Here is a 20,522-nt window from a genome sequence, read left to right as displayed (position 1 = left end):
AGCATAGCGTTTATCATTTCCCGCAATGAATGTTTTCGCTTCCTTTCTTTGGTTTCTACTATATTCTTTATAACTTGCCACTGTTTATCAGTGAGGTTGGTTGGATAATCACTCATAACTTATGTCTTGGTAACCATAAAGTTACGAAATAATATCTAATCAACCAACTGATATTCAATATATTATATTAATATTCTAAATTCAAAACAGGTTCTTAGATTATCAAGAGTTTTGAAATATCCCTTCGGTAAGATTCCAAAAATGTATTTAGAAGGATATCCTATTGACTATATCGAATAGTGTTCAATCGTGACAGGTAATTCACTATATGACCTAACACATTAGGATACTATTATAAACGCAATTGATTGTTCGAAAAGACTTAACCCTTGAAAGAAATCAAATCCAATCCAATTACCCACTTTTGCCCCAAAAGCTAGAACGAATAGATAACAGAATAAGGCTCCAGGTATGGAGTACCCTAGAAAATCATAAAAAGAAAATGGATTTTTGTATTCCATTGTGTGTAATCTGCTGTTAATAAGTATATTGGTTCTTGTGTAGGTGTAAAATAAGGCGTTATTTCAATATCTCATCATAGATAGCAAACGTTTTGTCAATAACCTTTTCAATTGAAAATTCTCTTTCAGCTAACTCTCTTGAATTTCTCCCCATCTCTATTCTTTTCTGTCCACTGTCACACAATTCATCTATAGCATTAGCCAGTAAATCTATTGTCTTAACTGGTACAATACGGCCATTATAACCATCTACTACACACTCTCTACATCCCGGAACATCCGTTGTAATTATCGGCCTGCCAATAGCACAAGCTTCTATTAAAGACTTAGGTAATCCTTCTCGATATGATGGTAAGACAACGATGTCTGATAGTTGGTATTGTTCAACCATATTCTTTTTGAATCCGATCCATTCAATGTATCCGGGAATTAATAATTTCTCTAAATCCCGTGGAGGTACTACAGCCTTGTTGCTTTCATCGCAATCGCCCGCTAAAATAAATATCGCCTTACCGTTCCATTTTTTTTCTAAAATAGTTGCTGCCTTAATAAGTTCTATCACCCCCTTGTCATATAAAATGCGTGCCGGGAATAAAATTCGCACTTTCTCTTTATCCTTCAACTCAGTAAAAGGAAATTCTTGTAAATCAACTCCGGAACCTTTTATTAATTTGTAGTGATTATCTGGAACAAATTTGAATTCTTTCATTGTTGCAATATCATCAGGATTCTGAAGAATGAAATAAAAATATTCGGATGTAAATGACTTCTTCATCATTAGTCGAATCATTTTTTGTAACATTCCGTTCCTTTCATTGGTAAAGTTATATCCAAGCCCACTTATAGCATTTATCACATTCTTTTTATTTGAAATTTTGGCAGCAATGGATCCTAATAGCGATGCTTTTAAAGTGACATGATGAATAATGTCTGGTTTTAGTTTTCTATAGTGTTTTTCGAGAATACGAATACATTTTAATTCATGAAAAATATTTTTCCCACTTCGTTCAAAAGGTATATCTATAAAATGAATACCATATTCCTTAATTTCTTTTTTTCTACCTGTATCGGCAGTCAGTAAATATACATCAAAATTATTTTCTATTGCTTTCAATGCCAATGGTAGACGATGTGACAGAAAAAACCAATCCACATTTACAACAAAAAAAAATTTATTTTTAACTTGATCCATAAATATATATCCATTTTTTTATTTCTGTACTCTCTTTCAAACCTTCTGTAAACTTCAATGTATTTTTTTACCATTGTCAGAATATCAAAATCTTTAGCTCGCTCAACACACAGCAAAGCTATTTTTTATAGTATTCAACATCACTTTCGAGAGATAAAATTATTTTAGTTAAATCTTTACTGTTTCCTCCCTCAAAAAGTAGACCAATAATGAAATCACGTATAAACAATTTTAAAACTGATCTATATTGAATTTTCGTATTTTCAAATTGTTTTTAATTCCTTTGGATTCCATAAGTTTACCTTTATTTTTAATCTTTATATTTTTAAAGATGGTGTTAGGTCCATATTCATATCCATATTGGCTATAATACTTTATCGGATCATTTTTTGAGTCATTTATAATAATATTGGAAAAAGATACAGTTCCCGTAAGTTTTTTTATTCCCGGTTCATATTGGTGTGCTCTATAATAATCACCAATCAATAAGCCGTGCTCATCGGTAAAACTCTCAAAGTTATCAATTGTAATATTGATTTTTCTTTTCTTGTGAGAAGGGTAGCGACTGAGACCTAGCTGTATTCCTATTCTACAACTCGAAGTCTTTAGATTTTCAATCTTGATCTTTCCTAATTCAGCCTTATTATTATTAGGTTCTATGTCAATTCCAGCCATAGGTAATGTTCCATTCGTATCACTAATAATACAATTTGCTATTGTGATATCCTCTCCGCTTCCTATTGTAATACCATTTCTTCTATTTCTCATTATCTTACACTTTTCAATAAATATATTTTTGGAGTTATTTTTATCACTACTATGCATAATATCAATTCCATCGCCCCAACAATCACTGATAACTGCATTTGTGATGTAGATATTTTCTGCCCCTTTTATATATATACCCATTCCCCATTCCCCACTACTGCCTAGATGATTTTTCCTGTCTCCTATTAGAACAGCATTATAAATTCTAATATTTTGAATATTTTCAATGTGCAATATTGAATAATGAGAGCTATTGTTTGGTTTCATTTTTATACAACCACCTTTTGGGAAATATAGTACACTATTTGAGCGAAGATTTAGACCTTTCTCATTAACTAATAAAGGAAACGGAGGAAATAATAAGTTGGTATTGTTGTCAATCAATGATTGAATAGTTGAAGTATAGTCTATAGTCCCGTCTTTTACAAAATTCTCAGGGAGAAAATCGACTATGTTAATAAAGCTATTAAAGTTGGTAGGGGGATTTATAGGTGCTTTTTGAAGTGTGTTGCTTCCAAAGAGAGGACATAATAAAGACATGAATAAATAAAAATAGGAGTGAAGGATAAAAATTTTCATTTTGATTTAATTTACTTGAGATTATTTTTTACGATTCTAAATTTTCCACTCTTCTCTAAGGGGATTTCATTTACATACTTTAAAGTAATACACATGTTATTACCTACTCGATCTTTCCAATTTTCAATAAATTTATTTTCAATCTTTTTATTGTATTGAGAGGAATCGGTAATCAATAAAATTTCTAATCTGTTCGGTTCATTTTGAATAACTTGAAATTGTATTATTCCTGCTGTATTTTTCAATGTATTGGAAACATTTCCTAAGTTAATTTTACCTCTTTCCGGAGAATAAATATAGTCGTCAGTGCGTCCTTGAATTTCTTTGACTAGTGGGTTTTGATTCCCACAATCGCAAGTTTTACTTTTGTTCTCTAATATAACTGTATCACCTATATCATATCGAATGAGGGGAGTACCCTCAGTCGTGAATGACGTGATAACAAGCCTCCCTGATTCTGACGGGATGTTATTTTCATCCAGAACTTCAAAAATCCCACTCTGTAGTTCTAAATGGAGATTACCATTTTTACATTCAAAAATAAATGGAGCGCCTTCAGAAGATGCATATTGATTGTATAAACGAGTTTTGAAGAATGATTCTATGTCTATTCGCATTTCATTAGTTATTGTTTCCGCTGTTGGAAAAATAGCTTTGATTACACCGGCAGGAAAATCATAATTATGTCTTAATCCATATCTCGCAATTTCTATAATTGAAGAAGGAAATCCTACTATATATTCAGGGCGATATTCGATGAGATTTTCTAAGTAAGATTTTAAATATTCTCCTTTAATATGAAATGTTGAATAATATCGAACTTTATGTATATAATCTGTTTTCCAAAATCTTCTTTTATGTATATCTCTTGTTGTTAACAGACTTTTCCCTGAAAACCAAGCTGTTTTTTTGCCGAGTTTATAGCCAAAACTTTCTCTAAAATGATCAAGCAATGCAAATCTTTCTTGTAGGTTGTCTAGTGTATAATAAACTTCTAACGATTTACCTGTAGTTCCGCCTGTTTTGGAAGCAACCCCCTCTTTTGGCTTTATTGTATAAATTTCCATTATATGCTGTCTCAATTCTTCCTTGGAGATTATGGGTAATTCCTTGATTCTATCTAAATTAGAAGGTTCTTTGATATTTTTATATAATAACTTATAGTATGATGATTTTTGTAAAACCTTAGTCATGAAAAATTCGTACTTACTTCGTTGTATATTATTTAGCTCTTCAATATTGAGAGATTGATTTAACTTGAGAGTATTTAAATATTTTGTATAATTACCACCATACCTTTTCTTATACTGAATAATATTAAAACAACTAATTAGTAGATTTTGTATGAAGTTGGGTAATATTCTGTATATAAACTGTTGCATAAATTTTATTTAAGTGATAAGTAATATTCCATTAAAAAATTCGCATTTTTGTGTATATCGTAATTGCTTGTTTTAATAAGTTTATTATAGTCCATACGGATTACATCTTTATTAATTAAAAAATTAATTTTTTTTGCCCATTCCATGGAGTTCTCTTTTAAATTCATCCTCTCAACTAGGTTTGTTACATCGATTTCTTTTGGTAAAGTGTCTGTTATCAAGATAGGTAACCCATTTGCCTGTGCTTCTATGGCTACTATTCCAAGACCCTCAAATAAAGAAGGAAATAAGAATAAATCCAAAGCATTCAAATAATCATTAACGTTTTTTAGGGCTCCGGGTAAAAATACTTTATTCTCTAATCCTAAGCGATATATTTTTTCTTTAATCAAACTCGATAACTCCCCTTCCCCTATTAACAATAATTTAGAGCTGGGATTAATCTTTTGATAACTATTGAATACATCAATAATAAAAGTATGGTTTTTTTGCGGAGTAAAGCGTGCTATATTACCTAATAATATTTCGTTAGAATTAATGCTTAGTTTCTTTCTTATTTCTAATCTCTTATTTGAATCAAATATAAAACGATTTGTTTCAATAGAATTGTATAATATTTCAAATTTCGATCTTTGACCATATAACCATTTTCCTGCCTGTTGTGAGCAGGCAAATCTTTTTGTCGAGACTTTATTAATTCCTTTTCGCAATATAGACTTAAGATATGCTTTAGAACCCAGTGACTTGTCAATATGACTATGTGCTATGCGGTATTTGATATTAGCTTTTTTAGCTATTCCAAGAACGATTGTACTGTTGGCATTTAGGTGCGAATGTACTATTTGATAATCATGGGTATTAAAGAAATATTTTAATTTTCTATAATAATCTATCCATTTAGAGAGAATTATAGGAGTCATCTTGTGAATTTTTCCTCCCATAGATATTATTTCATCGTCAAATATACCTTTTTCTTCTCTATGAACAAGAAAATCGAATTGAATTTTTGTTCTGTCAATATTTCTATATATTGACATTAATAAATTTTCTATGCCTCCAAGATTCATTATTGTAACGACATGAAGGACTCTTATCGGATCTTTACTCATAATATCATATGGCCTGAAACCATTTGTTATAGTCAAAATTAAAATTGTTGAGAATTTTTGAATTGTCAATATGATTTATTTTCTGTATTTCTAATATTCCTGCTTCAAGAGCTTCAATACTGTTTTTTTGCACAATTACTCCATTTATATTATTATTGATAATACCAGTGAAGTCAACACAGTTAGTAACAAGACAAGGTTTATTTAAGGATAGTGCTTCTAAAACAACATTGGGAAAACCTTCTTTTCTTGATGAAAGAACAAAAGCGTCACCTTGTTTTAAATATGGATAAGGATTTTTCTTGAACCCTAAGAGAACAACGTAATTTTTTAATTCTAGTTTTAAAATAAGTTTTTCCAATTTACTTCTATAATCTTCGTTTGATTCTCTATTATCTCCTATTATAAATAGCCGTATATTCGTGATATTTTTATTAATTAGGTTATGAATAGCTCGGATTAGAAGATCAAACCCTTTAACTTCTCCCAAGCTTCCGATTGCTATAAAAGAAAATGTATCTGGACCTTTTATACTCTCAGTAATAAGACTTTTTGATTGCTGCTCTATCCTATCAAAGTCAATTATGTTACGAATTGTTTGTACTTTTTCAGATTTAAGCTTATAATAGTTACAGATGTCAATTTTCATTTCCTCTGTTTGGCTAATAATAATATCTGCTTTTCTAATAAGTTTACTAAATAATTTATTATAAAGTTTTCCCCTAAAATTGGAATTTAAGTCATTTGATGGTAAACTATTAATTCGTACTATAGTTTTATAAGTGCTTTTGGAAATATATTTGTAAGTTATTATCGGTAAACTCAAATGATTGAATGAAGTAAATACACTATTTGGTTTTTCTTTTTTTAATATCTTAAATACTTCAGGTAAGGCACCTCTTACATTTTTTTTATGTAATTCTATGATCTTTATGCTAGATCGAATATCGTTGAGTAAGGTATTATTGCTACCGCTACAAACTAATAAAATGATGTCTAACTCTTTATTATTTAGACTATTTATAATGTTTAGAGTGATAGTTTCAACCCCTCCTCTTCGAAATGAAGGGATAATAAATAATATTTTTTTCATAAGAAGAAGATATCTTGAAGTGTATATTCTGTCGATAAAATATTAAGAAGAAACATATTTTCAAAAGAAAAATAAGGCATAATATTGTACCTATATAAATAAAATGAATAAGTAAAGTAGAGTAAAAATGAAAAAAGAGCTGTTTTTTCTATTAGATATAAAATTCTCTTGGAATGTAAATCGACAATATTAGAGCTGCAAATAACTAATCCCAGAACAAGAACAGGTTTAAAAGCAAATGTATATCTATCGTACGTAATAAATCCAAAAGGAAAAACTAATATAACTGCTAATATTAAAGATGTGAGTAGCGTTAAAAATCTTATATCTAGCTTTTTATAGAATGAAATTAAAAAAATAAGTCCTAATAATATTATTAAATAATGGGACAAGACAAGAGTCCAATGCCCTATTCGATCTTCAGCTAAATAGATGAAAGCTTTTTGTGTGAAACCAGGTAATATTCCAATGAAAACATTTAAAAATCTTTCAACGGGAATTACGGAAAAAAGGAAAAATATTAATAAACTACTAATAATAAGCCCTTTTTTATTTTTTATAAGAGAAATAATTAGCATTATGGGAACATAGACTAAAAAAGAAATATGTGTAATAATTGCAGTTATCAATAAGATAATTCCTCTTTTTTTTCTGTTTAAAAAGTAATAATTATATGCGAATAGCAAGAAGAAACTACATGCTAAAGAATTGCGAGTAGCAGATAAGTAATATAATATTGCTATACTGAAAAGATATAAAATGAACTTTTTGAAGTACTCTTTATTAGAAATGGAGCACTGAACTGCGACTTTATTGTAAATATAAAATAGAATATAGAAATTAAATGTAGATAGGCAAAATAGAAGTATCTGAAATTTGACTCCAACTCTAGAGAATATAAAAAATAGAAAATAGTATACATAGTCAGACCGTAACGATAAATAATTTTTAAATTCCTCAAAACTATATTCTTTTATTAATTCATAACTCTGATAGTATCTAGCCAAATCTAAGGACCAATCCGGTAGTAAAAGATAAGTTAGAATCCCCATGAACAGAGCTAGACATAAAAGGGCTCCTTTCTTTCTATTATAGATATCGATGAAAATAAAAGGCAAAGAAAGGAAAGGGGAGATGATGAATAAAAAGAACGATCTATATGCGTATAATTTTATATTTTTATTCATTTTAATAATCTTCTAAAAGGCTCTTCAATGTTAATTCTTGAATCCAAAAACGGCCTTCTTTAAAAATAAAACTTCCATCTTTAGTTAGCTCATAATAACCTGATATACCATTGATTTCTAGCTGACGAGGTGTATCTACACCTATGAAAATTGAACTTTCTATTATATAATATTGCTTAGTGTGTTCACTATATAATAAGTCTGTAGCAAGACATGTTGCACCAAATAAATCCTTTACCTTAAAAGCTATTTTTAATGCTTCATCCGGTATCATTTTTTTTTCATAGATACCAGCTCCAGATGCTCTAAAATCACCTTTTTTAGGATAACGATAATATCCCAATGCTATTTTCCCAATAGTAATAACTCGTAAGTCATAAGTGGCATCTTTGATGTAATTCTGGAAATATACATAATTTTTTTGTCGATCGTGAAAATAATTTGTTTTCAACCCCTTAGAGGAAAAAATCTTCTTTACAAGTTTATATGCTTTTTTGGGGGTTGTAATCTTTTTCACTCCTGCTGAAGCGGAAGCTGTTCGTGATTTTGAGATAATAGGATAATCACATTTGGAGATATAGTCTAAAGACTCTGCTTCATCAAATGAAATAAATGTGGGAATTGTGGGCAAATTATATACCTCATATAGGTAATTTGCATTTACCTTATTTTCATAAGACCAAATCTCGTCAAAAGATGGTAAGCATTTCTTTTTTAGTATTTTGTCTAAAATGTAAATTTTGTTTAAAGCTATATCCTGAGTGATTGGGTCTGAAGCTGTATGCCAAATGATTAGATCAAACTCTTTAGCTTTGGAAATCCAATCGCTCTTATATATATCATAATAGATATAGTCAATATTGTTATTTTTAAGGAAACGAGCATATTTTGGATAATAATATCTGTTAAAGGTATAACCATTAGGCTCTTTTCCATCTTTGACTATTCCTATTTTCATATTATCTGATAGCATTCTGTTGTCTAAAAGAACTTTTTCTGCTTCATTTAAAAAAGTATCTACTTTGTCATAAGGAATTAAGTCTCGACTATTAGTCCTTTTTTTTAGATATAATTGTTTGAAAAAGGGTAGAGATAGTATCAATTCTTTCATTCGGGATTTCGTTAGCATAGCTTAGTGTTTGTTTTTGAATTTGAAATTTTTTTAGATGGGATTTATCTCCAACAAAATTCCATGGAGATATGCACTCTGTGATTATCTATTTTGAAAGTGTTTAATTCGCTCATCAAAGATTATACCTCTATCAAAATTTTTAGCCTTTACTAATGTTTTATTCGGATTATCCTCTATTAAAAAGTCAATGAACCTAGAAAATTCATGACTTAGGGATTTAGAGGCTGTTTTCCAAAAGATTGAAGGAGTATGATCTACCACATAATGAATGACATTCTCAACAATATATATTGGATTATTAATTGAAGTAGGCATACTTGTTTCAATTCCTCCATTTTTATCACAACTAATATCAATAATCAAAGAACCTTTTTTCATCCTCTTGAGGTCTTCTTTATATATTATATGATCATTTCTTGAAGTATCCCATAAAATTGCATTAACAACTACATCATACTTTGATAACTCCTCTCTGAATAATTTTTCTGTTTTTCTATTATACACCGTTACATCTGCTCCCATATAATTTAAAATTTTCATTGCACCTTGTGCAATATTACCTCTACCTAATATGGCAGCCTTTGTGTTATAGGGAAATAATCCATAACTCATGTAAGCATGTAATATTGCCGCTTCTCCGGCTATTTCATTATTTCTCCAAAAAATATGCCTACCCTCTTCATACATATCTTCCCAAGCATAGGATGTGAGTTTGCTACTTATGATCTTGTCTGCTATATCCCTATTTTGAACAGCATGAACCCAACCAAAAATTGTTTGTTGATGCAACAGGCTCAAATACTCTGCATCTCCAATTTTAGGATCGCATATTATGTCTTTTTTTAATACTTCGTCTCGATTTGCTACATTAACTCCTTTTGAAAGATAATCTTTATCTGAGAACCCTAGTACATCACCATAACCTTTTTCTATATAGATTAAATTTGGATTCTTTAATTCCGAAATATCGTTAGGTATTAATGCCCTCCTTTTTTCATTCTCTTTAAGTGAAATTGGTAAGCCAACTGTTTTCATATTATCTATAATTAATTCAATATTATGATATTAAAACTTTTTATTTAATCATTCTTTTAGAATTGTCGCTTTTTCTTACTTCTCAAGTAAATGCTAACGAATCAGTACTTCAAACTGGTCGCAAGTTTATATAATTAAAAAGTATTTGAGATTAATAAAATGAGGACACTGAATATTTGCTCAATTCACTGAAATTTATTAATCTTAGAAGAATAATCCCCGAGGTAGCACTGTTATTTAGTACTCGGATAAAAATAAACCTTTTCTCAATATACCAACTAAAAATAAGAAAATCAGAGGTTTTTTGAGATAGGCTCTTCTATATATTTTTTTATTATTTCATTTGACAGATCTCTATGTGCTTCACATCTCATCAGATTTAAATAAATTGATAACCCTTTTTTGTTAATTAGACTAATGTTTAACTTATTGAGGGCGGCACGGAGATACCTATTTTTAATCAAGTTGAGAGGTGACCAGAGATTTAGGTATGCTTTGCTTTGCTTATCTACATATTTCTCCCAGCTATTTTGTAGTTTGGCGGCCTCGGCAATGATACTATTAAATACACTTATTCTCTCAAAAACCATATTACTGTTGGATAATAATAGTTTGAAAGTCTCTTTAGCCTGTTCTACAATATAAAACTCTGAAGTTAATTTTTTCTCTTTAATCTCAATCTCTAATATTAGTCCATTGTACCAATCTGCCCATAAGCTATTTTCTGTAAATAAAAAATTCCCTAAACTGTAATATATGGGAACACCTCTATACACTTCATTTCCACTAATGCAGTGTGTATGATTCCCCACCACAATATCCGCTCCTTGGTCCGCATAAAAACGATATTGTTTTTGCATTCTGGGACTAGGCAGATTATAATATTCATGTCCACCATGAATAATTACAATAACATAATCAGCTAGTTTATGGGCCTCTTGAATTTGATTTGCATTATCAATCACATTCATCGGATTAAATCCTGCGCTATTAATTGTGGCAGCGGACCATTCGTTTTCAGCAAAATTGATTATAGCAATCTTTCCTTCTTCCGTATCAATATATAATGTTTGAGATGCTTCAAATATATTCATTCCTGCACCGACAGTAGCAATTTTATTTGATTTGCAAAACTGCAAAGTATCAGCTATTCCTAGCTTGCCATAATCAAGCACATGGTTATTAGCTAAAGTAACGGCATCTACTTGTAGTACATTCAACACAGAAAGAGTACTATTCTTATCAGCTTTTAGGTTTGGTCCCGTTTTCAGCTGTTTTATTTCACTATTAGTGACAGGGGCTTCTAAATTTACAATATTATAATCCGATTGATTAAAAAGTTCAACAATCTTTTGGTCAATCATTTTGGAAGCATTGTATGGTTGGTTAATTACGAGGTCGCCGGTAATAAGTAGCTTCATGAATCTATTTAATTTTTTTTGCTTTATTGATTATTAAAAAAGCCATTATTGACTGCGCAATGACAATATTTATCGCAGCTCCAATAAAGCTAAAATTATATATTAAGGGAAAAGAAAGAATGAAACCCACGAAAGAACCATAAAAAATTAGATTTCTAAGATCTTTTTCATAACCTTTGAGAATCATATAATGAGTGCCGTAAGCATTCCTTATAGATATAAAAAAAACAGAAAATGACATAATTCGTAAAACAGTTATTCCGGGGTAAAATTCCTCAGTAAAAAAGGCTTTTATTAACCATGGCGCTAATAAAAATAAAATAAGTGTAAGTATTAAGGAGACATAGATATTAATTTGTACATATATATTATGTTTATCCAACCTGCGCGAAAGAAAAGGGAAAAATGCTCGAGCTATCACTCCGATAAATTGCTGGGCAATACCAACGAATTTACTCCCTGCATCGAATATTCCATTAGACACTGCTCCTCCATAAAACCCCAAAAGCATAACTGAAAAACTATTGTACAAATTGGGTACAATATTATTAATAAATACATCCGTACTTCCTTTTATGGTTCGTAAAACAGTTGATATATTTGGTTTTATGATTTTTATTTTCCATCTAAAAAGGATCACATACATGGCTATAATGCCCGACACTAAAAAACCAAGCGTGTTAAATAATGGCTGCAGGATAAAATCTGACTTTTCTTTAATAAAAACAAAGATTAATACGGTAAACAATAGCTTCGATAACAGATTGAGAATTGTAATATACTTCATCCGTTCCACTGCCTGAAAGAACCAGTCGGGGTAGAGTATATGTCCAGGTATTAACAGGAAGCTAATTAAAAGGATAGTTTTATTTTCTTGAAATGTAGGTATGATGTAGATAGTAATCATCAATAATGCAAAAGAAATGAGCATTAGGAACATCCGTGCCCAAAGAACATTAGAGAATATTTCAGATACTTTTTCTCTGTTATCTCTATTTTTTGCTACATCTCGCGTGGCCGTAAAGTTGAATCCCCAGTCTGCAACTGTTTGAAACCATACTACAACGGCAGATGCAAACGCAATTTTTCCAAAACTATCAACTCCGATTACTCTTGCGAGGTAAGGAATAGTGATGAGTGGAAAAATATAACCTGCAACTTGGAGCAATGAAAGATAGCCGAAGTTTGCGATCAACGTTCGGCTGTCTTTGCTGTTTTTTACTTTCCTGTATATGTTTGAAAGTTTATCTTTCACTTATTGTTTATAAACGTTCATCGTACTCTTTCAACTCCCCTTTTACGTCATACACTGTCCCTTTTTCTTTTAGTAAATGAGAAATATTAAGTTCTAAAAACTCTTTGTGTGCTACTGAAAGAACAACTGCGTCATAGCTATTGTTTGCTATTGAGGTAAAGTCGTTTTTTGATTCTACATCATATTCATACGCGACTTCCACAGGATTTGCCCATGGATCATACACCGTCACCTCAACCCCGTATTCTTCTAGCGATTTTACAACATCCACCGCCTTAGTATTACGTACATCAGGGCAGTTTTCCTTAAAGGTAATCCCCAATACAAGGACATGAGCACCTTTAATACAGACTCCTTTTTTTATCATGCATTTTACCACCTGCGATGCTACATACTCCCCCATTGTGTCGTTCATCCGTCGCCCAGCAAGGATAATTTCGGGGTGATAGCCATATTCCTGGGCTTTCTGTGCTAAGTAATAGGGATCGACACCAATACAGTGCCCACCTACCAGCCCGGGTTTGAAATGGAGAAAGTTCCATTTTGTGCCGGCCGCTTCCAATACGGCATGAGTGTCGATACCCATACGGTTGAAGATTTTTGCCAGTTCATTCACAAAAGCGATATTGATATCACGTTGTGAATTCTCAATTACTTTTGCTGCCTCGGCCACCTTGATAGTTGGAGCCAAATGGGTGCCGGCAGTAATCACAGAACTATAAAGTTCATTGACTATTTTTCCAGTTTCGAGTGTAGAGCCGGACGTGACTTTTTTGATTTTCTCAACTGTGTGTTGCTTGTCGCCCGGATTAATCCGTTCCGGTGAATAGCCAGCAAAGAAATCTTCATTAAATTTCAATCCGGAAGTTTTTTCTACTACAGGAATGCAATCCTCTTCGGTGGCACCGGGATAAACAGTGGATTCATAAATCACGATATCTCCTTTGCCAATCACCTTACCTACCGTTTCACTCGCTTTCACTAAAGGAGTAAGGTTTGGACGATTGTTTTTGTCTACCGGAGTAGGAACAGTCACAATATAAATATTGGCCTCCTTGATATCATCAAGATCACAGGAACAATAAAGACCGTTCTTATTATGTGATAAAGGATTCTCTTTTACCAATGCAGATTGGAGAATGTCATCCTCTACCTCCAAAGTCAAATCATGCCCCTCTATCAATTCATTCACTCTTTTCCGGTTAATATCGAATCCCACGACAGGGTATTTTGTGGCAAACAGGCGTGCCAGTGGCAGGCCTACATAACCTAAGCCGATAACAGCAATTTTAAATTCTTTCATTTTTGTATCTATAGTCTACAATTTATCAAAGATGTTCCCAATACCATTTTACGGCTTCTTTAAGACCATCTCGCATATTGTATTTTGGATTGTATTTCAATAATGCTCTTGCCTTGTCGATATTGGCAAGTGAGTGGGGGATGTCGCCCTGCCGGTTGGGACCATGTATCACCTCTATATTTTTGATCTCAGGATCATAGTCTCCCAGAAACTCCTTAAGATGTCCAACCAGTTGGTTGAGGGTGGTTCTCTCACCGTAAGCGGTGTTGTAAACCTGATTAACAGCTTCCGGGTTAGTCGTTTCCATTGCCCGAAAATTCATCTGTATCACATTGTCGATATAGGTGAAGTCGCGGCTGTACTCGCCATCCCCATTGATGACCGGGGACTCGTGACCCATCAACTTCTTTACAAAGAGAGGAATTACTGCCGCATACGCGCCATTAGGGTCTTGACGCCTGCCAAACACATTGAAATAGCGCAGTCCGATACATTCCATATCGTAAGTTTTTGAAAACACATCTGCATAGAGCTCATTTACGTATTTGGTGATGGCATAAGGAGACAAAGGTTTACCGATTACATCTTCCACTTTGGGGAGGGATGTGCTGTCTCCATAGGTGGAGGAACTGGCCGCATAGATGAATCGTTTTACCCCGGCATCCCGACCGGCGACTAACATATTCAAAAAACCAGTCACATTTACCTCGTTAGTCGTGACCGGATCTTTGATGGAACGGGGCACGGAGCCCAAAGCCGCTTCGTGGAAGATATATTCCGCCCCTTCGGCAGCCTCCCTACAATCTCCCAGATTGCGTATATCACCTACCCGAAGGGTAAGACGGTCGGGATACTTTTTCAACAGAGGCAATAGGTTTTCGATTTTTCCGGTAGCGAAGTTATCGAGAACGGTTATCTTATGTCCCTGCTGCAATAATTCTTCCGTGAGATTGGAGCCGATAAAACCTGCTCCTCCTGTTACTAAAATTTTGTATTTACTTTTATTCATTTGAATATTTTTTCGACACACTTCGTGACTACCGGTCACATTGTTCACTTGTACGGTAGTCTTGTTACGAACGTACAAAAATACAATAAAAACTGTAATGTTTAAAGCTTTTGCAGTAGGGAAACATCACCTCCACACTTTCGCAATATTATTCGGGTATAAGATAGATGCTATTGGAATTTTTCTGCAAGTCGTGAGCGACGAGGTAAATCCAGAAATGGGTCGTATCCAGTTGCCAATCTTCCGGAAGATGGAGAGACGTTTTTCCCGCGGCGCGGATGCCGCCATTCAATGTTTTCGCTTCCAAAGGCTTTTCGGTATTGAAACAAACCACATAGAGCTTGTCGTTATCGCTTCCCGGTTGTGAGGACAAGGGAAGTTGCGGATTCCAGCCAAGCGAGATTGTGTGGGAAAGCGGTTGGAGTTGGAGGTGTATGTCAGCAGGCAATTGAAGTTTGCCCGCAGCTATTTGAACCTTGCCGTAATCGAAGGAATAGTGGGGATAGTCGCCCGTGACGGCTTCGTGATAGGCTTTGCCCACCAGTCTCCTATAGGCATTCTTATCGTCGGGGTAGCCTCGCTTGATAATTGTATTGAGCGGGGATAGTGCTTGATTGGCAAGTGCAAATTTTGTGCGGTGTGCCATCTGTTTGGGGGTACGTGGGTTTTGGGGTTTGGTGTAGTTTCTGAACGCTTGTTTGCCATCTTTGGTTACATAAGCAATCACAGGCCCTATCTTGCCGGACAACTTTATGGATTTGGAAATATCGATTGTTCCCATGATTATTCATTTTGAGGTTGTTTCACTTTGCAATGATAATATATATCGGGATCAAAAGCAACTTTTTGAGGGACAAAAGTAGATCTAAATCTATATTTTTATAGAGTTACAATAGAGTTAGAATAGAGCTACAATAGAATTGAACTGGAGAAAATGAGGGCTTGATAGGGGCTTTAATCCGGTGAATAATTAAGCCGGAACCGTTCACTAGTGTAAAAAAACCACTTTTTATGTCACACAATAATGAAAAATAAGTATTTTTGTGGAAATTGCGTGTGGAATCAATCGTGTGGAACCTTTTTTAATAATCCGTTATGAGAACCAAAGAATACCTTGCCCATCAAAGGGATGATATCTATTATTACACCCACGTTAAAAAAGCGATTCGTGAGTTGTATCCTCTGAGGGATGATAAAACCAGGACAGAGATCTATTTTAACCGGCATCTTTTTGCCGATGCCCGGAAAAGGGTAGTGGAGAATTTTGTACCGCGTGAAGAGGAGGTGGATCCCGCCATCGCGCTCCCGGTGCGGTTGGAGATGCTCCACGCGATGAAAGGGGATGATTCTTTTATTTACGCATATAATATCATCGCCGAAGGCAGGAACGAGTTTTGTGATTTCGCCACGATGAAGATTTGCGAACCAAAAGAAGAAGATCCTTACGCCTTGCAGGAAATGAAGGAGGTGTACGAAAATGCCAGGGAGGAATGGCAAGAGGCCGTGGAGGCTATCATCCATTGCTTGTTTGAACACTTTAACATACAATTGACGGAAGAATGCCTGGCAAAGAAAAATGAACTCTGGGAGCTTTTCAAGGAGTTTTATATGAGTTACTGTAAGCCTTATATCATTAAAAACCAGATAGAAGAACTAAGGATGATCCTTGCCCGAAAAGAATTGGAAATTGCCATGTGGGAGGCAAAGGCCGATGACCTGAAAAAACAGTTGGACGGAAAAACGCGCGAAACCGGTAATGGAGGAATGACCGTGATGGAAATTACATTGACTTTTTATTATCTTTTCAATGAACTGGGGCTGAATTTTTCCAACTCCGACAAAACCCAATGGGCACGGTTTATCCATAAATTGACCGGTAAAAGTTACCAGCATATCAGAGGGGTGTTGTCCATCGACTTCGACCGGAAAAGCACCCTGAAAAATCTCAGGAATGTGGCAGCCCTCTTCAAGAAATTGTTCCCGTTGATAGAACAAAAAATAGTAAACGACATGGAGCCTGTTTCATAAGTGAAATAGCCTATTACAAATCCGGTTACATCCATTTTCCCCGGATCTATATTCACATCCCTTTCCCAAACCGGAAGGGATGTGAATATTTTACAATATGGAGGTGCTTATGAAACAAATTGATTTAACCGAATGGTCGAACTGGATCGACGGGCAGGACGTGCTCCTGAAAATGCAGGTTTCCCCGCGCACGTTGCAACGATGGCGCATCAACGGGCTTCTCCCATACTCGCGGGTGAGCGGGAAGTGTTACTACCGGAAGTCGGATATCCTCGCACTGCTGCAGGAGAATTACAATGGGAAAGTTGAATATTAAGAGTTAAGAATGAAGAATGAAGAATGAAGAATGAAAAGTGAAAAATGAGGAGGGAGAGAGACAATGGGGGAAAATGAAGGACAAGAAGGGACTGTGGGAGACAAATTGACCGATTGTTGCACAGGCCGGGGGGAATCGCCTACTTTGCCCGCGGATAAGGCCAAGTCCATTATGTTGAACAATTAAACAGTAACAATTATGGGAACAATTAAAAAAGGTATCCTGGGAGGTTTTTCCGGGAAAGTAGGTAACGTGGTGGGCGCCTCGTGGAAGAGTATCGCCTACATCCGCAGTTTGCCCTCAAGCGTGAGGAACCCGCGGACTGAGAAGCAGCGCATGCAACGGAGCAAGTTCTCGCTGGTCGCCAAATTCGTGAAGACTATTCTCCCGGTGATCCGGGTGGGGTTCAAGCAGAGTGCCGGCCCCGGAAACAGTGCTTTCAGCGCGGCGGTGTCGTACAACATCCACCATGCCGTGAAAGGGACGTACCCCGGTTTTGAAATCGATTACCCGAAGGTGGCGGTGGCAAGAGGCGCACTGTACACGGCGAGCAATGTCACGGCTACTCCTGAAGCGGGATCCCTGGATTTCGTGTGGAATACGGGTGCGGTCAACAATGCCTCGGCAGCAGACCGGGTGATGCTCCTCGCATACAACCCGGGCAAAGAGGAGGCAGTGTATGACATGGACGCCGGAACACGGGACGCCGGCAGCGGATCGTTGGGGTTGCCGCCTTCATGGCAGGGCGACAAAGTGGAGACATTCGCGGTGTTTATTTCGGAAGACGGCACCATGGTGTCTGACACTATGTACGCGGGCAGCTATGAAGTGGTGCCCGGTTGATGGTCTTTAAACCGGAGCCGCCCCGCCGCGGGGCGGCTCTTTTACATTTTACACGCAATGATAGACTTACTTCAAATACAGAGTGACTGGCTTTTCTCGCTCAGTTCTTTTATTGGCGGGGGAGCATTGGGAGGGTTGGTCTCGATGGTGATCAACCGCAAGGAAAACAGGCGCATCAAGAAAAGCGAGGCGGTACAGTCGGAGGCGGCCGCCAAAAAAGAGGACGCCTCGGCGGCGACGGAGATGATGGGCTTGCTGGAACGTACGGTGGCGCATACCGAGTTGCTACAGTTGCAACGCGTGGAAGACCACCGCCGGATTACCGGCCTGGAGAAAATGGTGGAGCAGGAACTGGCATGGCGCAAGGACGGCGATTACCACTATTGCGAAGTGGAAGATTGCAAACTGCGGAAGCCGCCAATGGGTACCTTTAAAAGAGAGCATCATGGATAACGATTTATTGTACAGGGAAATCGGGCAGTCGCTTTTCAACGGGCGGCTTTCCTCCGGACAACAGGCCGGAATAGAAGTGAAAATAGAAGCATTTGACCGGCATGGCATTGCGGATGAAAGATGGCGGGCGTATATGCTGGCCACTTCATACCATGAGACGGCATGCACCATGCAGCCGGTGGAGGAGATAGGGAAAGGAAAGGGCAAACCCTACGGGGAGAAGCGCAAGCATGATGGCACGGCTTACAGCTATCCCGACAAGTTGTATTTTGGCCGCGGCGACGTGCAGCTGACCTGGTATGAGAACTACAAAAAGATGGGTCGGTTGTTGGGAATTCCCTTGCTGGCATGTCCCGAACTGTCACTCGATCCCGATATCTCGGCAAGCATCATGATAGAAGGGATGACGCAGGGTGTTTCTACACGGGGTGATTTTACCGGGGTGTCGCTGGAGAATTATTTCAACCACCGGAAGGAGGACCCGGTCAATGCGCGGAGAGTCGTGAACGGGTTGGATCAGGCGCACCGCATTGCGGAATATTACCGACGTTTTTTGGCTGCGTTGCGGATGGCGATGGTTTTCACCTTATTGTTGGTGATGGGATGCAAGTCGGGGCAAGTAGCCACGGAGAAGATGGTAACCCATGTAGACAGTACTGCCGTGCGGGAGGAGATGACCCATCTCGGTAGTATGAAGAGACAACACCATATGCAGTCGCTGCGGTTATAGCGTTGGGGGTGTGTTTACGCCTTGGGCTATTTCAGCGAAGAAAGGTTTTATAAATACCCACCCGATACTGATCACGACTCCCACAAAAGTAAAGGCGACCAATATCATGCTGCGCCTGGGAGCACTCTTCTGGACCGGCACCACTACCGGTTCAATGACTGTAAGCACGGGTTTAGACTCTTTTACGGTGAGTTTGGCCTGTTCCAATTGTTTGGCCAGTTCGTTATATACCGTGAAGGCGATATCATATTCACTGCGGAGCCGCTGTTCTGTGGCACGGGCCGAAGCGGTGGTCAAACCCCGGTTGGCATCCTGGAAAGTGGCGAGTTTTTCTTGTTTCTCCAGAAAATCAAGCCTTGCATCGTTAAAACTCTGTTGCACGAAAGCGAGATTGTCTTCCACTTTCTCCGATTTAAAAGCCGTTACATATTGCTCCAATGTTTTCCGCACCTGGTCCGTAATACGGGCAGCGGCTTCGGCTTCGGGAAAGGTGTAACTCATCCCGATATATCCTTCTTTTGAGTTCATATTGAGCTGGATGGAGCTTTGGATGGTTTTATATACCCGTTCTTCTTTTTTACTGAGGATAGGGAGAGAAGTGCTGTCGTTGGCCGGGGGCTGGTTGTCCGCTTGTGACCGGTTTCCCCGGATGGCACCGACCAGCACGCCGGGTAATCCGATGGTGTATTTTTTGATGTTTCCGATGAGGTTGAAGGGCTGGTACGCCTTGTTGGTATAGAAATCGTACAAGGTGATTTCTTCTCCTTCCGATTTTTCCACTTTGATGGGGGTTTGCATGATTTCACGGGTGAAAGGCACGCTCTTCACAATCTGTGGATAAACCGAAGGCGAAAGGGTTTCGCCGGTCCCCCCTGCACCGATATTGACACCCATCATGGCGGCAAGACCGCCCAGATTACTGCTTGAACCTTCTTTTCCACTTTGTGGCACTACTGTGCAATGGGCGGTGTATTTTACCGGGGAAAACAAAGCGATAAAGAGTCCCAACAATAAGAAAATCCCGGTAACTTTCAGAATAAATCCCCGCTTCAGCCACAGTTGCCGGAGGATATCCGCCAGATCGATTTCATCGGTTGTATCTTGTGCAGGAAGCCTGTTTTCGTAATCCGGGGTGTGGGTATCTTGTGTCATACATCTGTGCTGTT

At 36.6% G+C, this 20,522-nt stretch carries 19 protein-coding genes; 5 read left to right on the top strand and 14 right to left on the bottom strand.

Going from position 1 to position 20,522, the window contains the following annotated elements:
* Nucleotides 1-579 precede the first annotated feature (579 nt).
* From ABV001_RS01335 to ABV001_RS01275, 13 genes are all read right to left on the bottom strand, one after another.
* Nucleotides 580-1,713: a glycosyltransferase family 4 protein gene (locus ABV001_RS01335; protein WP_352421140.1), complete on the bottom strand. Its 1,134-nt coding sequence runs from the start codon at nucleotides 1,711-1,713 to the stop codon at nucleotides 580-582.
* Nucleotides 1,714-1,944: 231 nt separating this feature from the next.
* The gene (locus tag ABV001_RS01330) at nucleotides 1,945-3,060 is read right to left on the bottom strand and encodes a right-handed parallel beta-helix repeat-containing protein (protein ID WP_352421139.1); all 1,116 of its coding nucleotides are present in this window, start codon (nucleotides 3,058-3,060) and stop codon (nucleotides 1,945-1,947) included.
* Between the two features lie 11 nt (nucleotides 3,061-3,071).
* Entirely contained in the window at nucleotides 3,072-4,442 is a 1,371-nt protein-coding gene (locus tag ABV001_RS01325; protein WP_352421138.1) for a phenylacetate--CoA ligase family protein, read from the bottom strand.
* Between the two features lie 5 nt (nucleotides 4,443-4,447).
* On the bottom strand, nucleotides 4,448-5,551 hold the full coding sequence (locus tag ABV001_RS01320; protein WP_352421137.1) for a glycosyltransferase family 1 protein: 1,104 nt from the start codon (nucleotides 5,549-5,551) through the stop codon (nucleotides 4,448-4,450).
* Between the two features lie 4 nt (nucleotides 5,552-5,555).
* On the bottom strand, nucleotides 5,556-6,644 hold the full coding sequence (locus ABV001_RS01315; protein ID WP_352421136.1) for a glycosyltransferase: 1,089 nt from the start codon (nucleotides 6,642-6,644) through the stop codon (nucleotides 5,556-5,558).
* Nucleotides 6,641-7,831, bottom strand: coding sequence for an EpsG family protein (locus tag ABV001_RS01310; RefSeq protein WP_352421135.1), 1,191 nt, complete (start codon nucleotides 7,829-7,831; stop codon nucleotides 6,641-6,643). Before ABV001_RS01310 ends, ABV001_RS01315 begins: the two co-directional genes overlap by 4 nt.
* A gap of 1 nt (nucleotide 7,832) precedes the next feature.
* The gene (locus ABV001_RS01305) at nucleotides 7,833-8,942 is read right to left on the bottom strand and encodes an ATP-grasp domain-containing protein (RefSeq protein ID WP_352421134.1); all 1,110 of its coding nucleotides are present in this window, start codon (nucleotides 8,940-8,942) and stop codon (nucleotides 7,833-7,835) included.
* A 102-nt stretch (nucleotides 8,943-9,044) separates the two neighbouring features.
* Complete coding sequence (locus tag ABV001_RS01300; protein WP_352421133.1) at nucleotides 9,045-9,998, bottom strand: N(5)-(carboxyethyl)ornithine synthase; 954 nt, start codon at nucleotides 9,996-9,998, stop codon at nucleotides 9,045-9,047.
* Between the two features lie 293 nt (nucleotides 9,999-10,291).
* The gene (locus tag ABV001_RS01295; protein ID WP_352421132.1) at nucleotides 10,292-11,419 is read right to left on the bottom strand and encodes a CapA family protein; all 1,128 of its coding nucleotides are present in this window, start codon (nucleotides 11,417-11,419) and stop codon (nucleotides 10,292-10,294) included.
* Nucleotides 11,420-11,423: 4 nt separating this feature from the next.
* Nucleotides 11,424-12,674: a flippase gene (locus tag ABV001_RS01290; RefSeq protein WP_352421131.1), complete on the bottom strand. Its 1,251-nt coding sequence runs from the start codon at nucleotides 12,672-12,674 to the stop codon at nucleotides 11,424-11,426.
* A 7-nt stretch (nucleotides 12,675-12,681) separates the two neighbouring features.
* Nucleotides 12,682-13,977, bottom strand: coding sequence for a nucleotide sugar dehydrogenase (locus ABV001_RS01285; RefSeq protein ID WP_352421130.1), 1,296 nt, complete (start codon nucleotides 13,975-13,977; stop codon nucleotides 12,682-12,684).
* A gap of 25 nt (nucleotides 13,978-14,002) precedes the next feature.
* Entirely contained in the window at nucleotides 14,003-14,986 is a 984-nt protein-coding gene (locus ABV001_RS01280; protein WP_352421129.1) for an SDR family oxidoreductase, read from the bottom strand.
* Between the two features lie 148 nt (nucleotides 14,987-15,134).
* Nucleotides 15,135-15,767 (bottom strand): DUF6266 family protein, encoded by a 633-nt coding sequence (locus ABV001_RS01275; protein ID WP_352421128.1) that lies wholly within the window; start codon nucleotides 15,765-15,767, stop codon nucleotides 15,135-15,137.
* A gap of 314 nt (nucleotides 15,768-16,081) precedes the next feature.
* Here ABV001_RS01275 and ABV001_RS01270 point away from each other — a divergent pair, with 314 nt between their 5' ends.
* The 5 genes from ABV001_RS01270 (at nucleotide 16,082) to ABV001_RS01250 (ending at nucleotide 19,356) form a co-directional block, all read left to right on the top strand.
* Nucleotides 16,082-17,014 carry a hypothetical protein gene (locus tag ABV001_RS01270; RefSeq protein ID WP_352421127.1) on the top strand — a complete coding sequence of 311 codons (933 nt, stop codon included), beginning with the start codon at nucleotides 16,082-16,084 and terminating at the stop codon, nucleotides 17,012-17,014.
* 109 nt (nucleotides 17,015-17,123) lie between these two features.
* Entirely contained in the window at nucleotides 17,124-17,330 is a 207-nt protein-coding gene (locus ABV001_RS01265; protein WP_352421126.1) for a helix-turn-helix domain-containing protein, read from the top strand.
* A gap of 198 nt (nucleotides 17,331-17,528) precedes the next feature.
* Entirely contained in the window at nucleotides 17,529-18,173 is a 645-nt protein-coding gene (locus tag ABV001_RS01260) for a DUF6266 family protein (protein ID WP_352421125.1), read from the top strand.
* Between the two features lie 57 nt (nucleotides 18,174-18,230).
* Nucleotides 18,231-18,626 (top strand): hypothetical protein, encoded by a 396-nt coding sequence (locus tag ABV001_RS01255; protein ID WP_352421124.1) that lies wholly within the window; start codon nucleotides 18,231-18,233, stop codon nucleotides 18,624-18,626.
* The gene (locus ABV001_RS01250; RefSeq protein WP_352421123.1) at nucleotides 18,619-19,356 is read left to right on the top strand and encodes a hypothetical protein; all 738 of its coding nucleotides are present in this window, start codon (nucleotides 18,619-18,621) and stop codon (nucleotides 19,354-19,356) included. Before ABV001_RS01255 ends, ABV001_RS01250 begins: the two co-directional genes overlap by 8 nt.
* Here ABV001_RS01250 and ABV001_RS01245 read toward each other — a convergent pair.
* On the bottom strand, nucleotides 19,351-20,508 hold the full coding sequence (locus tag ABV001_RS01245; RefSeq protein WP_352421122.1) for a Wzz/FepE/Etk N-terminal domain-containing protein: 1,158 nt from the start codon (nucleotides 20,506-20,508) through the stop codon (nucleotides 19,351-19,353). The two genes, ABV001_RS01250 and ABV001_RS01245, sit on opposite strands and share 6 nt — an antisense overlap.
* Nucleotides 20,509-20,522: the final 14 nt, after the last annotated feature.

Origin of the sequence: Proteiniphilum sp. (assembly GCF_040307845.1) — a bacterium.
Taxonomy (GTDB): Bacteria; Bacteroidota; Bacteroidia; order Bacteroidales; family Dysgonomonadaceae; genus Proteiniphilum.
This window is presented reverse-complemented; position numbering and strand designations above follow the sequence as displayed.

Bases quoted from the DNA above. Each gene is read 5' to 3' on its own strand.
- ABV001_RS01325 (WP_352421138.1), bottom strand. From the start codon at position 4,442: ATGCAACAGTTTATATACAGAATATTACCCAACTTCATACAAAATCTA.
- ABV001_RS01295 (WP_352421132.1), bottom strand. From the start codon at position 11,419: ATGAAGCTACTTATTACCGGCGACCTCGTAATTAACCAACCATACAAT.
- ABV001_RS01245 (WP_352421122.1), bottom strand. From the start codon at position 20,508: ATGACACAAGATACCCACACCCCGGATTACGAAAACAGGCTTCCTGCA.
- ABV001_RS01260 (WP_352421125.1), top strand. From the start codon at position 17,529: ATGGGAACAATTAAAAAAGGTATCCTGGGAGGTTTTTCCGGGAAAGTA.
- ABV001_RS01265 (WP_352421126.1), top strand. From the start codon at position 17,124: ATGAAACAAATTGATTTAACCGAATGGTCGAACTGGATCGACGGGCAG.
- ABV001_RS01330 (WP_352421139.1), bottom strand. From the start codon at position 3,060: ATGAAAATTTTTATCCTTCACTCCTATTTTTATTTATTCATGTCTTTA.
- ABV001_RS01310 (WP_352421135.1), bottom strand. From the start codon at position 7,831: ATGAATAAAAATATAAAATTATACGCATATAGATCGTTCTTTTTATTC.
- ABV001_RS01280 (WP_352421129.1), bottom strand. From the start codon at position 14,986: ATGAATAAAAGTAAATACAAAATTTTAGTAACAGGAGGAGCAGGTTTT.
- ABV001_RS01315 (WP_352421136.1), bottom strand. From the start codon at position 6,644: ATGAAAAAAATATTATTTATTATCCCTTCATTTCGAAGAGGAGGGGTT.
- ABV001_RS01300 (WP_352421133.1), bottom strand. From the start codon at position 9,998: ATGAAAACAGTTGGCTTACCAATTTCACTTAAAGAGAATGAAAAAAGG.
- ABV001_RS01320 (WP_352421137.1), bottom strand. From the start codon at position 5,551: ATGAGTAAAGATCCGATAAGAGTCCTTCATGTCGTTACAATAATGAAT.
- ABV001_RS01270 (WP_352421127.1), top strand. From the start codon at position 16,082: ATGAGAACCAAAGAATACCTTGCCCATCAAAGGGATGATATCTATTAT.
- ABV001_RS01305 (WP_352421134.1), bottom strand. From the start codon at position 8,942: ATGAAAGAATTGATACTATCTCTACCCTTTTTCAAACAATTATATCTA.
- ABV001_RS01285 (WP_352421130.1), bottom strand. From the start codon at position 13,977: ATGAAAGAATTTAAAATTGCTGTTATCGGCTTAGGTTATGTAGGCCTG.
- ABV001_RS01250 (WP_352421123.1), top strand. From the start codon at position 18,619: ATGGATAACGATTTATTGTACAGGGAAATCGGGCAGTCGCTTTTCAAC.
- ABV001_RS01255 (WP_352421124.1), top strand. From the start codon at position 18,231: ATGATAGACTTACTTCAAATACAGAGTGACTGGCTTTTCTCGCTCAGT.
- ABV001_RS01275 (WP_352421128.1), bottom strand. From the start codon at position 15,767: ATGGGAACAATCGATATTTCCAAATCCATAAAGTTGTCCGGCAAGATA.
- ABV001_RS01335 (WP_352421140.1), bottom strand. From the start codon at position 1,713: ATGGATCAAGTTAAAAATAAATTTTTTTTTGTTGTAAATGTGGATTGG.